Annotated in this window: 11 protein-coding genes; 1 reads left to right on the top strand and 10 read right to left on the bottom strand. The window is 67.4% G+C overall.

From position 1 onward, the window contains the following. Window position 1: 1 nt before the first annotated feature. The 3 genes from AC1VNM_RS27850 to AC1VNM_RS27840 all read right to left on the bottom strand — a co-directional run bounded on the left by AC1VNM_RS27850 (window position 2) and on the right by AC1VNM_RS27840 (window position 3,896). Window positions 2-1,060 carry an FHA domain-containing protein gene (locus tag AC1VNM_RS27850; RefSeq protein WP_377157144.1) on the bottom strand — a complete coding sequence of 353 codons (1,059 nt, stop codon included), beginning with the start codon at window positions 1,058-1,060 and terminating at the stop codon, window positions 2-4. Beyond that, window positions 1,042-2,520 (bottom strand): S1 family peptidase, encoded by a 1,479-nt coding sequence (locus AC1VNM_RS27845; RefSeq protein ID WP_483109067.1) that lies wholly within the window; start codon window positions 2,518-2,520, stop codon window positions 1,042-1,044. The genes AC1VNM_RS27850 and AC1VNM_RS27845 overlap by 19 nt, the downstream gene beginning before the upstream one ends. Window positions 2,521-2,678: 158 nt before the next feature. Then, window positions 2,679-3,896 (bottom strand): cyanophycinase, encoded by a 1,218-nt coding sequence (locus AC1VNM_RS27840; RefSeq protein WP_483109066.1) that lies wholly within the window; start codon window positions 3,894-3,896, stop codon window positions 2,679-2,681. A 463-nt stretch (window positions 3,897-4,359) separates the two neighbouring features. Between AC1VNM_RS27840 and AC1VNM_RS27835 the strand changes: the two genes are divergently transcribed. After that, window positions 4,360-7,173: a TonB-dependent receptor gene (locus AC1VNM_RS27835; protein WP_483109065.1), complete on the top strand. Its 2,814-nt coding sequence runs from the start codon at window positions 4,360-4,362 to the stop codon at window positions 7,171-7,173. A 170-nt stretch (window positions 7,174-7,343) separates the two neighbouring features. Here the strand turns inward: AC1VNM_RS27835 and pyrC are convergent, their stop codons facing one another. The 7 genes from pyrC to AC1VNM_RS27800 form a co-directional block, all read right to left on the bottom strand. After that, window positions 7,344-8,378, bottom strand: coding sequence for a dihydroorotase (gene pyrC / locus AC1VNM_RS27830; protein ID WP_377157151.1), 1,035 nt, complete (start codon window positions 8,376-8,378; stop codon window positions 7,344-7,346). A 14-nt stretch (window positions 8,379-8,392) separates the two neighbouring features. Next, window positions 8,393-8,608, bottom strand: a complete 216-nt coding sequence (locus AC1VNM_RS27825; RefSeq protein ID WP_377157152.1) for a hypothetical protein — start codon at window positions 8,606-8,608, stop codon at window positions 8,393-8,395. 281 nt (window positions 8,609-8,889) lie between these two features. Then, window positions 8,890-9,624, bottom strand: coding sequence for an amino acid ABC transporter ATP-binding protein (locus tag AC1VNM_RS27820; protein ID WP_377157155.1), 735 nt, complete (start codon window positions 9,622-9,624; stop codon window positions 8,890-8,892). Between the two features lie 10 nt (window positions 9,625-9,634). Further along, the gene (locus tag AC1VNM_RS27815) at window positions 9,635-10,300 is read right to left on the bottom strand and encodes an amino acid ABC transporter permease (RefSeq protein WP_377157157.1); all 666 of its coding nucleotides are present in this window, start codon (window positions 10,298-10,300) and stop codon (window positions 9,635-9,637) included. Between the two features lies 1 nt (window position 10,301). Next, window positions 10,302-11,036 (bottom strand): amino acid ABC transporter permease, encoded by a 735-nt coding sequence (locus AC1VNM_RS27810; protein ID WP_483109064.1) that lies wholly within the window; start codon window positions 11,034-11,036, stop codon window positions 10,302-10,304. Between the two features lie 78 nt (window positions 11,037-11,114). Further along, window positions 11,115-12,008, bottom strand: coding sequence for an amino acid ABC transporter substrate-binding protein (locus AC1VNM_RS27805; protein ID WP_377157159.1), 894 nt, complete (start codon window positions 12,006-12,008; stop codon window positions 11,115-11,117). Between the two features lie 177 nt (window positions 12,009-12,185). Continuing rightward, complete coding sequence (locus AC1VNM_RS27800; protein WP_483109063.1) at window positions 12,186-13,115, bottom strand: LysR substrate-binding domain-containing protein; 930 nt, start codon at window positions 13,113-13,115, stop codon at window positions 12,186-12,188. Window positions 13,116-13,124 lie beyond the last annotated feature (9 nt).

The raw sequence follows: 13,124 nt of genomic DNA, 5'->3' as shown, positions 1-13,124 counted from the left end.
CCTACTCCTCGTTGTCGCCGCTGCCGCCGGCCTGCTCGTTGCGCTTCTCGGCCTGCCTCAGCAGCGGGGCCTCGAGCTTGTCCATGCCGTCGATGAAGCTGTCCACCGGCTTCGGCGTGGCCAGGCGCAAGGACGGCGGGGCCAGCGTGGCCATGTAGTTCGGGCCCAGCCAGTACTGCTGCTCGGTGCGCCGTCCCACCGTCAGCACCAGGCCGACAAGGCACATCGCGCCGATGCCCACCGCCACGCGCCGCGAGGCGCGCGGCCAGACCACGGTCGCGTGCCACCACAGCAGCAACGCGGCCCCCACCGACATGACCACCGTTTCCAGCGCCAGCAGCCGCGGCGCGTTGAACATGTAGGCCACCAGCGGCAGCAGCAGGTCCAGCAGCTGCATGGCGACCGTCGCGACCAGCGCCCGCCACAGGTGGGCGCCGAATGCGAACCAGTGCCGGAACAGCTGCGTGATGAGCGCCCAGAGCGCCGACCAGATCAGCGCCACACCGATCGGCGCGAGCAGCGCGCTCACCGTATCGACCCAGCTCGCGGAGCCGTCGTTGCCTGCCCAGTTGGAGCCCCACAGCATCAGCGCCCAGAGCGCCAGCATGGCGGGCAGCGCCCACGACGGCCGCGCGTCGCGCTTGACGGGCTCGTCGGCGCGGTTCATCGGCTTCTCGGCCGGCAAGGGATCCAGGACCGTGCGCAGCCGCAGCCGCGTGGTGCCGATCTGCAGCAGGGCCGACGACGGCCACGCCGCGCGGCTGCCCGCCGCGAGCCGGCGTCCGTCGAGCCATCCGCCGTTCTGGCTGGGCAGCAGTTCCAGCACCGGGCCACCCGCGGCAGGCGCGGCCTGCTCGTCCAGGGTCTCGTCGCTGCGCTCGGCGGCCGGTTCGCCGCGGTCCCAGTGCAGCAGCGCGTGGGCGCCGGCCAGGTGCGGATCGGACAGCACGAGGTCGCAATCCGGCGACCGCCCGATGCGCAGCGGCCACGCGCGCACGCGGTGCACTTCCCGGCAATGACCGTCCCGGTCGACGATCTCGATTACCGCGGCGTGGTCCATGCGAATCCTTGCAGATAGTGACGCGTCAGCTTGGTGGCATTCGCGAAGCTGACGCCGCGGGCGTCGAAGCGGCCGAGGGCGCCTTCCGTCGCGGCGTCCACGTTGGTGACCAGCACGGTCAGGTCGAAGAGCCCCTCCAGCTTGCGGTAGGCGCGCAGGCAGGCGACCGCCCGCAAGGGCGGACCCTCCTTCTGCTGGACGAAGTCCTCGCGGCAGTAGGGCGCGGTGCGGTCGCGATCCGGACCGCCCAGGCGTTCATTGCGGAAGCTCGCCGAATAGATCGCGGAGAAGCGGATCGCGCCGAGCTTGCTGCCGTCGTAGACCTCTTCGGTGACGCCGAAGTAGCCGGTCTGCAGCGACTCGCTGATGAACAGCGCATGCTCCATCCGGCATTGCGTGCGCTGCATCTGCAGGCCCTGCTCGTCGGCGGAGGAACCGCTGCCCCAGCAGCGCATGTACTCCTCCTGCGGGATCGGGAAGCGGTAGCGCGGATGCGTGAGCGTGCGCCACGGCTGCGCGAGGAAGTTGCGCGAGAGCTCGTCCTGGTAGGCCATCAGCTGCTGGCGCAGCTTGGGCCACGCGGCGCCCTTCATCGGCGCGGCGTTGCGGCTGCGCGCGAGCAGCGCGGCCGCGTGCTCCGCCGGGACGAGGAAGCTCATCTGCTGCGCGAAGATCATCGTGGACACGTTGATGCCGACGATCTCGCCGTCCTCGTCGATGACCGGACCGCCGCTCATGCCGGGGTTGATCGAGCCGGAGTAGTAGATCAACGGATCGAAGCTGCGCTCGACCAGGCCGTTGTACGTGCCCTCGACGACGGCGAACGCGACGTCGTGCGGGTTGCCCATCGAGTAGATGCGCTCGCCCTTGGCCAGCGGCTGGTCGGCCTTGCGGAACACCAGCGGCGTGGCCGTCATGCGGGCGATCACGTTCTTCGGATCGCCCTGGGGATCCGTCGCGGCGCCCTTGCGCACGATGCGCAGCAGCGCGAGGTCGCGGCGGGCGTCGAAGTCCAGCAGTTCGATGTCGCCGCCGTCGCCTTCGGGCGTCTGGTACTGCAGGCGATAGCGTTCCGGCTCCAGCGCGTGCTGGCTGATGACGTGGTAGTTGGTGATGACGTGGCCTTCGGCGCTGACGACAAAACCCGACCCCACCGAGGCCTGGCTGCCGTTGTACAGCGTGCGGACCTGCAGCAGCTGCGAACGGCTGCGGTCATAGAGCCGGCGCGCGCTGGCCGAGACCGGCGCCGACGGCATCGCCTGGCTGGCGGCGATCGAGGGGGCGCTGGGCGGAACGGCCGGGGTGGTCGGCAGGGCCGGTGAATGCGGCACGACGGGCGAGGCCGGCGCCACCGGCGCGGGGCGTGTCTGCGCCGCGGCGGGCAGCCCCAGTGCCGCGCTCAGCAGCAGCAGGACCGCCCCGGCGGCGGCACGCCCAGGGGTGAGAGGTTTTCGCGACAACGCAGGAGACTCCAGGAGAAGAGCAAGGAAGAGCGGACGCCGCATGCTAGCGGCTTTGCCCAGGCCGGCAGCAATCGGGATGCCGGACGGCCTTGCCTGCCGCCCGGGCGGCCAAGCAGGGCGCGGCCGAGGGGCACGGGCCTGCAGGCACTCGTCACTCACTGCTGGGGGCGCTCTCCGGCAGGGGGCTCCTCGGCCGCGGCCGGCTTCTTCGGGCGAGGCTCGCCGGGCCAGGGGCCGAACAGCGGCAGCGGCATGCGCACCGGCGTCACGTCCAGGTAGAGGTTGACCACCGTGTAGTCCTCGGGCCCGAGTTCATCGGTGCTCCAGCCGATGCTGCCCGGTCCCTTGTAGAGCCGGAACAGGAAACCCAGATCCGCCAGCGTATCGCCGGCCCTGGGCGCGGCCTCGAAGCTCAACCCCCGGAACTCGGGCTGCACGCTGTCGATCAGGATGGACATCGCCGTGGAGATCGTCGAGTCGCCCAGCATGTCCGTGTAGAACTGCGGCAGCGTGTAGTAGGGCTTGTAGTCGGGCGCGCCGGGCTCGAGCTTCTGCCCGCGCAGCTTCACCGCCGAAGGCGTGACGCCGCGGGTGCGCAGGTTCATCCGGTCGCCGTGGTCGAGGTAGGTCAACCGGGCGTTCTTCAGGTTGAAGACGCCGAGCCCGCGATCCGAGGACGCCTCGCTCAGGTCGACCAGCAGCGCGCCCTTGTGGCCGATGATCTCGACCTCGTCGCCGCGGATCACGGCGGCGGAGTTCTCGTCCACGCCGAGTCCGAGCTTGTAGTTCTTGGCCAGCATCAACGGCACCATGCGGCCGAAACGCCCGCGCTTGAGGAAGTGCTGGTCGACGAAGAGCCCGGGCCCGACGAAGCCCAGGCCGCGGTCGATCTGCTTGCCCTCCTCCCACTGGCCCTTGAGGATGCTGATGACGCTGGGCGCGTCGCGGAACATCACCGTGCTCATCACCGCGGCGCCGGCCGAGGTGCCGGCCACGACGCCGCCCTTGCGGTAGACGTCCCAGATGGCGTCGAGCATCGGCGTCGAATGCCCGCCGGGGAAGAGCACGTCGACGATGCGCTCCTGCGAGCCGCCGGTGAAGAAGATGCCCTTGGCGTTGCGCACCTTGGCGATCAGCGCGGCGTCGCGCACGACCTTGTTGAGGTCGACCCAGGAGAACTTCGGCGCGACGGGCAGTGCCTCGGCGATGGCGCCGCGGCGCTGCAGCTGCTCGACGACCTGCTTGGCGCTGGCCTCGGGATCCTCGGCCGCGGTGCCGAACACGACGAAGCGCGCGCCGCGTCCGCCGGCCAGCGCGATCAGGCGATTCCAGACCTCGTCGTTGTCGGCCTTCAGCGCGCCGCCGATGGCCATCGCGTGGCCTTTAATGGGGACATCGGACGAGGGGCCAGTCGTTGCCTGGGTCGGCGGCGCGGACGACGGGGCCATGGCAGCGGGAGCGGCCGTGGTAGCGGGAGAGGCTGTGGGAGAGGCTGCGGGAGAGGCGGAGGCCGGCGCGGCCGTCTTCCCGGTCGCCGCCGACCGGGGCGGCGCGGGAGTGGCGGGCGGCGCGGCGAGCGCCGGCAGCACAGTCCACGACAACAGGAGCGCGCCGACGGCGCGGCGCAGCAGACAGCGATCGAACATCGTCAGAGCCTCCCGCCGCGCGGGGGCGGCTTCTCGCACCACCATAGCCTCCCCCACCCCCCAACGGGTGACCATTGGTCACAGGTCAGTTGCTTCGTCGCGACTGTCGCGGGTCATCACCCTTGTCCGTGACGGTCCGCTCCCTAGACTGGTCCGACAGAGCCACCCCCATCGGCCCAGGGAGCCCACCATGACCCTCCGCACTTCGCGCGTCAGCCGCGCCACGCATCGCCCGCCGTTCGCGCCCCGCGTCTGCGCGGCCGCGGCACTGATCGCGCTGTGCGGGTTGGCGCACGCGCAGGTGACGCCGCCGGAGTCGGCCGCATCGGCCCCCTCCGCCCCGCAGAAGCTGCAGCGCGTGCAGATCACCGGCTCCGCGATCAAGCGCATCGCCGACGAGGGCGCGCTGCCCGTGCAGGTGATCAACCGCAGCGACATCGTCAAGGCCGGCGTCACGACGGCGGCCGAGATCATGGCCACCGTCTCCGCGATGAGCAACGCGCTGACCGACGGCGTCAGCATCGGCACCGGCGGCTTCCGCGACCAGATGGGCTTCAACTCGGCCAACCTGCGCGGGCTGGGGACCTCCTCGACGCTGGTGCTGCTGAACGGCCGGCGCATGGCCAACTTCGCGTCGCCCGGGGACGACAACGGCGTCGACCTCAACAACATCCCGGCCGCGGCGATCGAGCGCGTCGAGGTGCTGCTCGACGGCGCCTCCGCGATCTACGGCACCGACGCGATCGGCGGCGTCGTCAACTTCATCACCCGCAAGGACTACCAGGGCGTGCAGGTCGACGTCTACGGCGGCAAGACCGGCGAAGGCGGCGCCAGCAAGCGCACCGCATCGATCGCCGCCGGTCATGGCGACCTGGCGCGCGACCGCTTCAACGTGATGGGCGTGCTGGACTTCCAGAAGACCGGCGCGCTGCGGACCTCGCAGCGCGACTTCATCTCGGACCTGCGCATCCCGGAACGGCTGCCGCATCTGCTGTCGTCGGCGGGCTTCCCCGGCAACATCCGGCTGGGCGGCGATCAATTCGACTACCTCGAGTCGCAGGGCTTCGCGATCAACGGCAAGCCGATCACGTCGCGCAACATCAACCTCAGCGCGCCCAACTGCCAGCCGCCGCACACGCTCTACCTGCCCGCGGGCATCGGCGGCGTGGACGGCTGCACCTACGACTACATGCGGGACCTGGAGCTCTATCCGAAGACCGACAAGGGCAGCTTCCTGGGCCGCGGCGTGTTCAAGGTCGCCGACAACCATGAGGCCTTCGTCGAAGCCTCCTACACGCGCAGCAAGAGCTGGTACGTGGGCACCAGCAACCGCATCGACGCCGACCTGGACGTGTCGATGATCCCGGCGCTGGCCGCGACGGGCCTGGGCGACGCGCTGCCGGACGACCGCCTCATCACCGTGCGCACCCGCATGCTGGAGGCCGGGCCGCGCGCCAGCGAGCTGATCAGCACCGGCAGTCGCGTGGTGGTCGGCATGACGGGCACGGTCGGCGCGTGGGACTACGACTGGGGCTACAACCACAGCGTCAATCGCGTGTCCGATCGCGACGTGCGCGGCTACCTGCCCTACACCGAGACTCTGCAGGCCTACGCCGACGGACTGCTCAACCCCTTCGGTCCGTCGAGCGAGGCCGGCCTCGCCTTCCTGCGGAACAACAACATCAACCAGGAAGTGCGCAGCGCCCGCGGATCGATGGACAGCCTCGACGTCAAGGCCACGCGCAGCCTGATGAAACTCGGCGGTGGCGATCTGGCGCTGGCGCTCGGCGCGGAACTGCGACGCGAGAAGTCCAGTTCGGCCGCCAGCGACCTGCTGATCTCCGACGAGATCCTCGGCGATCCGACGCCGGGCGACGCGCAGTTCACGAACAACTCGCGCAAGGTCTGGGCCGCCTACGGCGAACTGCTGGCCCCCATCACCAAGGAGTGGGAACTCCAGTTCGCGCTGCGGCACGACCATTACCAGAAGGTGGGAGCGACGACCAACCCGAAGGTGGGACTGCGCTACGCGCCGATGAACAACCTGACCTTCCGGGCATCGGCCGGCACGGGCTTCCGAGCGCCGTCGATGAATGACCTCTATCGCTCGGTCAAGACCAGCGAGACCGCCACGCTGCCCGATCCGGTGTGCATGCTGGAGAACGACAACGACCTCGGGTTCTGCGCCAACAACTGGGAAACGCGGACCTACTCGAACCCGAACCTGAAGCCGGAGAAGTCGCGTCAGTTCTCGATCGGCCTGCTGACCGATCCGACGCCCGAATGGAGCCTCGGGCTCGACTACTGGCACATCGAGAAGCGCAACCTGATCAGCACGATCGGCGATGACGTGATCCTCGCCAACCTCGACAAGTACGAGCCGCTGGTGCATCGCTACAACGAGAACGAGGGGCTCGCCGGTTGCGACTATGACCCGGATGATTCCGACATCTGCTACATCGAGCTGCACAAGGAAAACCGCGGCAAGCAGAAGGCCTCGGGACTGGACATCACGATGCAGTACCGCTCACCGGCCTCGTCGCTGGGACGCTTCGGGGTGAAGCTGGTCGGGACCTGGACGCTGAGCTCCAAGAAGCAGACCGGCAACGGGGATCCTTACATCAGCAACCTGGGCCGCTTCGTCACCGACGGCGTCGTCCAGCGCTGGCGGCACCGCGTCAACTTCGACTGGTCCCGCGGAGCGTGGAGCGTCAATCTGGCCAACTCGTTCTCCAGCGGCTACGACGACCAGAATTCGGCCATCGATACCAACACCGGGCTGATCGTCGGGAAGAACAAGGTCAAGGCATATTCGCTCTGGGACCTGTCGGGCGGGTGGGACGCCACCTCCGCCCTCACCCTCCGGGCGGGAGTAAAGAACCTGTTCGACAAGGCACCGCCGTTCTCGAACCAGGCTTACTTCTTCATTTCGGGGTATGACCCGAGCTATACCGATCCGAGGGGACGGTTCTTCTACCTGTCGGCGTCGTATCAGTTCAAGTGAGGGCGCCTGCCTGCTGACGTCTGTGCGTTGGCCGCCAGTGCGTGGGGCCCCGGAGTCAAGCTCCGGAACCCCACGCACTGCCGTCCCCAACCACCGTCTCACTTCAACGGTTTTGCGACCGAGGACTCAGTCGAGTTCTCGATCAAGCGCTCGGCGTTGCTGCCGAGGACTCAGTCGAGCTTCCAGCTCATGACTTCGCCGCCGCGCAGCGGCTTGAGCTGCGCAGCCTCGCCGAAAGCGACGGACTCGGGGAGCGTCCAGTCGGTCTTGCGCAACGTGACCTGCGTGGTGTTGCGCGGCAGGCCATAGAAGTCGGCGCCGTGGAAGCTGGCGAAAGCCTCGAGCTTGTCGAGCGCGCCCGCGGCCTCGAAGGCCTCGGCGTAGAGCTCGATCGCGGACAGCGCGGTGAAGCAGCCGGCGCCGCAGACCGAGTTCTCCTTCATCACCGACGCGTGTGGCGCGCTGTCGGTGCCGAGGAAGAACTTGGCGCTGCCGGACGTCGCGGCCTTGATCAGCGCGAGGCGATGCTCCTCGCGCTTGAGCACCGGCAGGCAGTAGTAGTGCGGACGCAGCCCGCCCATGAAGATCGCATTGCGGTTGTAGAGCAGATGCTGCGGCGTGACGGTCGCGCCGGTGAAGCGGTCGGCACCGGTGACGTACTGCGCGGCTTCCTTCGTCGTGATGTGCTCGAAGACGACCTTCAGTTCGGGGAAATCCTTGCGCAGCGGCTGCATCACGCGGTCGATGAAGAAGGCCTCGCGGTCGAAGACATCGACGTCGCCGTCGGTCACTTCGCCATGCACCAGCAGCAGCAGGCCGGCCTTCTGCATGGCCTCGAGCGTCGCGTAGGTCTTGCGGATGTCGGTGACGCCGGCATCGCTGTTGGTCGTGGCGCCGGCCGGATAGAGCTTGAGCGCGACGACACCGGCGGCCTTGGCGGCGGCGATGTCATCCGGCGTGGTGCGGTCGGTCAGATAGAGCGTCATCAGCGGCTCGAAGTCCACGCCGGCGGGCACCGCGGCGAGGATGCGCTGGCGGTACGCGAGGGCCTGCTCGGCCGTCGTGATCGGCGGCTTCAGGTTCGGCATCGCGATCGCGCGCGCGAACTGGCGCGCGGTATACGGGACGACGCTCTGCAAGGCGGCACCGTCGCGCAGGTGCACGTGCCAGTCGTCGGGACGGGTCAGGACAAGGGTTTCGCTCATGGGGCGGGATTGTCTCACCGCCCCAAATGCACGCCCGCCAGCACCATCAGCATGACGATGCCCATACCGCTCAGTCCGCCCACGAACAGGTTCCAGAGACTGCCACGGAGGTGGCGCCATCGACGCGCCGACGCCAGCTCCATATCGATCTCATCCATCTTGGTCTGGAACTCCTGCCGGGTCACCGGCTGTTGAGACCTCGGAAGGGTGTGATGGTCTTGCATGTTCATTCAGATCTCCTTGGTTGGTGCCAGGTGTTGCCGGGCGGATTCCCGCACGATGTCATCGCGCCTCGTGCGGCTCGCCGCACAGTTCGGTCGAATCGCGAAGACACCGATTGTTGGGATCCGACCGCCGCTCGTCACTGACCTCAACCAGGAGTCTTCCGCTCATGCATGCCGTGGACGAGTGACAACCCCTCCGCCTTCCGGTGAAGGCCGGAAAGCAGAAGGCCCGCACCTTGCGGAGCGGGCCTTCGTGGCGGTACGCGGGACGCCAGCGGCGTCCGGGATCAGTGCTGCAGGATCTTCGCCAGGAAGTCCTTGGCGCGCGGCGAACGCGCCTCCGGATCGCCGAAGAATTCGTCGCGGGTGCAGTCCTCGATGATCTTGCCGGCGTCCATGAAGATGACGCGATGGCTGACCTTGCGCGCGAAACCCATCTCGTGCGTCACGCACATCATGGTCATGCCCTCGTTGGCCAGCTGGACCATCACGTCCAGCACCTCGCCGACCATCTCCGGGTCCAGCGCCGAGGTCGGCTCGTCGAACAGCATCACGATCGGATCCATCGACAGCGCCCGCGCGATCGCCACGCGCTGCTGCTGACCGCCCGAGAGCTGGCCCGGGAACTTGTCCTTGTGCGCCATCAGGCCCACGCGCTCCAGCATCTTCAGGCCGCGCGTCTTGGCGTCCGCCATGTTGCGGCCCAGCACCTTCACCTGCGCCAGCGTCAGGTTCTCCGTCACCGACAGGTGCGGGAACAGCTCGAAATGCTGGAACACCATGCCCACGCGCGAGCGCAGTTTGGGCAGGTTGGTCTTGGGGTTGGTCAGGCTGGTGCCGTCGACGACGATGTCGCCCGCCTGGATCGGCTCCAGCGCGTTGACGGTCTTGATCAGCGTGGACTTGCCCGACCCCGACGGACCGCACACCACCACCACCTCGCCCTTCTGGATGTTGGTGGAGCAATCGGTCAGCACCTGGAACGGGCCGTACCACTTGGAGACGTTCTTGATTTCGATCATGGAGCGGACCTCAGCGGATGATGGCGATCTTCTTCTGCAGCCGGCGGACCAGCATGGACAGGCTGAAGCAGATCACGAAATAGACAGCGGCCGCGACCAGGTAGGTCTCCATCGGCCGGTTGAAGTTCGAGCCGGCGGACACGAAGCCCTTCAGCAGGTCATAGGCGCCGATCGCGTAGACCAGCGACGTGTCCTGGAACAGCACGATCGTCTGCGTCAGCAGCACCGGCAGCATGTTGCGGAAGGCCTGCGGCAGCACCACCAGGCTCATGGTCTGGCGGTAGGTCATGCCCATCGCGTACCCCGCGAAGACCTGACCCTTGGACACCGACTGGATGCCCGCGCGCATGATCTCCGAGTAGTAGGTCGCCTCGAACAGCGTGAAGGTGATCAGCGCCGTCTTCTCCGCGCCCAGCGGACCCGCGATGTACGGGATCAGCAGGAAGAACCACAGGATCACCATCACCAGCGGGATCGAGCGCAGCGTGTCGACGTAGATCGCCGCCGGGCGCTCCAGCCACCACTTGCCCGACAGGCGCATCAGCGCCAGCACCGTGCCCAGCACGATGCCGCCGATCATGGCCGAGACGGTCAGCTGGATCGAGAACCACAGCCCCTTGGACACGAACGAGACCAGGACATCCCAGGTCAGGAACGAGAAATCGAGTTGCGTCATGTCACTTCGCCCCCAGGATGCCGGGCACGCGCACGTACCACTCGATCACCTTGGCCACGCGGTTGATCGCGTAGGCCGAGACGAAATACAGGATGGTCACCGGCAGGAAGATCTGCACGAAGCTCGACTGCTCCGACGCCTGCAGCGAGAACTGCGCCAGGTCGGGAATGCTCACCGCGAAGGCGACCGCCGAGTTCTTGACGATGTTCATGCTCTCGCTGGTCAGCGGCGGGATGACGATGCGGAACGCCATCGGCAGCAGCACGTGGCGATAGGTCTGCGGCAGCGTCAGCCCCAGCGCCTGGCCCGCGTAACGCTGGCCCTTGGGCAGCGTCAGGATGCCGGCCTTGACCTGCTCGGCGATCCGCGCCGAGGTGAACAGCCCGATCGCGATCACCACCAGCACGCTGGGCGGCATGTCCAGCACCGGGAACAGGCGCGGGATCACGTGGTACCAGACGAAGAGCTGGACGATCAGCGGAATGTTCCGGAACAGCTCCGTCCAGGATTCCCCGAACATCGCCAGCTTCCTGTTCGGCACCGTGCGCAGCACGCCGATCAGCGATCCGGCCACCAGCGCGACCAGCAGGCCGGCGACCGAGACGAACATCGTCCACCCCCAGCCGTGGATCATCGCGTCCAGGTAGGTCTCATAACCGGGGGCCCCGAAACACTTCGGCGCGGCCTCCCCGGTCACCATGTCTGTGCAGTACAACTGCCAATCCCAGCTCGCCATGGCGTGCTCCATCCATCAAAACGAAAGCCTGTTGCGACAAGGCGCCCCGCGGGGCGCCTTGTACTCAGGCGAGGCCGATCACTTCTTGAGGTATTCCTCGACCGGCTTGTCGTTCGGGTTCGCCCACGCGTCCTTGGTCGCCGCCGTGGCCGGCAGGCCGACCTTGGTGTTGGTCGGCGGGATCGGCTGCGTGAACCACTTGTCGTACAGCTTGGCGATGTCGCCGGACTTCATCAGGCCCTTGATGCTGTCGTCCACGGCCTTCTTGAAGGCCGGGTCGTCCTTGCGGATCATGATGGCGATCGGCTCGACCGACAGCACTTCACCCACGATCTTGAAGCCCGCCGGATTGCGCGACTTGGCGATGTTGCCGGCCAGGATCTGGCCGTCCATCACGAAGGCGTCGGCACGGCCCGACTCCAGCAGCAGGAAGCTGTCGGCGTGGTCCTTGCCCAGCACTTCCTTGAAGTCCACGCCGGTGGCGCGCTCATGCTTGCGCAGCAGCTGGACCGAGGTCGTGCCGGTGGTCGTCGCGACGGTCTTGCCGTTGAGCTGGGCGATCGTGGTGATGCCGGAATCGGCCTTCACGGCGATGCGCACTTCCTCGACGTAGGTCGTGACGGCGAAAGCCACGTCCTTCTGGCGCGTCAGGTTGTTGGTGGTGGAACCGCACTCGATGTCCACGGTGCCGTTCTGCACCAGCGGCACGCGGTTCTGCGAAGTCACCGGCAGGTACTTGATGTCCAGCTTGGCCAGACCCAGTTGCTTCTGGACGTCGGCCAGGACGCGCTGGCAGATCTCGACGTGGTAGCCCACGTACTTGCCGTCGCCGAGCGTGTACGACAGCGCGCCCGAGGACTCGCGCACGCCCATGGTCACGCTGCCGGTGTCCTTGATCTTCTTGAGCGTGTCGGCCTGCGCCACGCCAACCAACGCAGCGCCAAGGGCCAGTACCAGCAATGCCTTCTTCATAGATGCTCCTGCTTTGTTCGGATTCAAAAAGCGGATTCGAGGGAGGTTCGAACGGTGGTCCCCCCAACCGGCAGAGCAGACCATGACCGGTCGCTTTGCTGGGTAGGGAGTATCACGCATCTCGACTTGTTGCGTGGCTTACGTATGCAGGTTCCGTGCCTGGTTGAGCTATCGAGGTCAGGGGGCGATTTTCTCGGCATGGGTCAGGAAGTTCCACAGCGCCTGCGCGACCGGCTTGACCCGCCGCGTCGACCCCTGCCGCTCGCGGTACATGCGCAGCTCCATGTTGAGTTCGTACTGGCCGGGCTCGGCCGCCCGCACCAGGCGGCGCGCCTTCACTTCCTTCTTCACCGAGCTCGCCGGGAGGAAGGCCAGCCCGTGGCCCTCGATGGCCATGGCCTTGAGGCTCTCGGCCATGTCGGTCTCGAAGACCGATTCGAAGTTGAGCGGTTGCGCCGCGCCCTTGACGATCAGTTCCACCAATCGCCCGAGGTAGGCGCCCGAGGCGTAACTGAGGAATGGGATCTTCTGGCCCGGGTGTCCGGAAATCCGGAACATCGGCGCGCCGCTTGTGTCAGCTTTCGCATACGCGGCCAGCGTCTCGTGGCCGAGCGAGACCGACTCGTAACGCTCCGGGTCCAGCTGCAGCGGCTGGCTGGGGTGGTGGTAGACGACCAGGAGGTCGCAGTTGCCTTCGCTGAGCTGCAGCGTCGCGTCGTGGACGTTGAGCGCGTTGAGCCGGCACTTCACCTCGCCGAAGCGCTGGCGCAGTTCCATCAGCCAATGGGGGAAGAAGCTGAAGGACAGCGAGTGCGGGACGGCGAACTCGATCATGTCCTGCCCCGCCGACTGGTGGCTGCGCAGCATGTTGCGCGTCGCCTGCAGGTTGCCGAGCAGGTCGACGGCCTGGCCGAGCAGCGTCTCGCCGGCGGCGGTGAGCCGCGTCGGATAGGACGAGCGGTCGACCAGATCGACGCCCGCCCAGGCCTCGAGCGCCTGGATGCGGCGCGAGAACGCGGGCTGCGTGACATGCCGCAGTTGGGCCGAGCGGGAGAAGCTGCGCGTCTCCGCCAGGCTCACGAAGTCTTCAAGCCATTTGGTTTCCACGGCGCGGGA

Source organism: Mitsuaria sp. MSU3D (assembly GCF_056867975.1).
Note: the sequence above shows the minus strand (reverse complement) of the source record. Positions and strands in the feature narration are given on the sequence as shown.

Excerpts from the sequence above, each read along its gene's own strand:
- AC1VNM_RS27850 (WP_377157144.1), bottom strand. The coding sequence starts at position 1,060 with ATGGACCACGCCGCGGTAATCGAGATCGTCGACCGGGACGGTCATTGC.
- AC1VNM_RS27840 (WP_483109066.1), bottom strand. The coding sequence starts at position 3,896 with ATGGCCATCGGCGGCGCGCTGAAGGCCGACAACGACGAGGTCTGGAAT.
- AC1VNM_RS27835 (WP_483109065.1), top strand. The coding sequence starts at position 4,360 with ATGACCCTCCGCACTTCGCGCGTCAGCCGCGCCACGCATCGCCCGCCG.
- pyrC (WP_377157151.1), bottom strand. The coding sequence starts at position 8,378 with ATGAGCGAAACCCTTGTCCTGACCCGTCCCGACGACTGGCACGTGCAC.
- AC1VNM_RS27825 (WP_377157152.1), bottom strand. The coding sequence starts at position 8,608 with ATGAACATGCAAGACCATCACACCCTTCCGAGGTCTCAACAGCCGGTG.
- AC1VNM_RS27820 (WP_377157155.1), bottom strand. The coding sequence starts at position 9,624 with ATGATCGAAATCAAGAACGTCTCCAAGTGGTACGGCCCGTTCCAGGTG.
- AC1VNM_RS27815 (WP_377157157.1), bottom strand. The coding sequence starts at position 10,300 with ATGACGCAACTCGATTTCTCGTTCCTGACCTGGGATGTCCTGGTCTCG.
- AC1VNM_RS27810 (WP_483109064.1), bottom strand. The coding sequence starts at position 11,036 with ATGGCGAGCTGGGATTGGCAGTTGTACTGCACAGACATGGTGACCGGG.
- AC1VNM_RS27805 (WP_377157159.1), bottom strand. The coding sequence starts at position 12,008 with ATGAAGAAGGCATTGCTGGTACTGGCCCTTGGCGCTGCGTTGGTTGGC.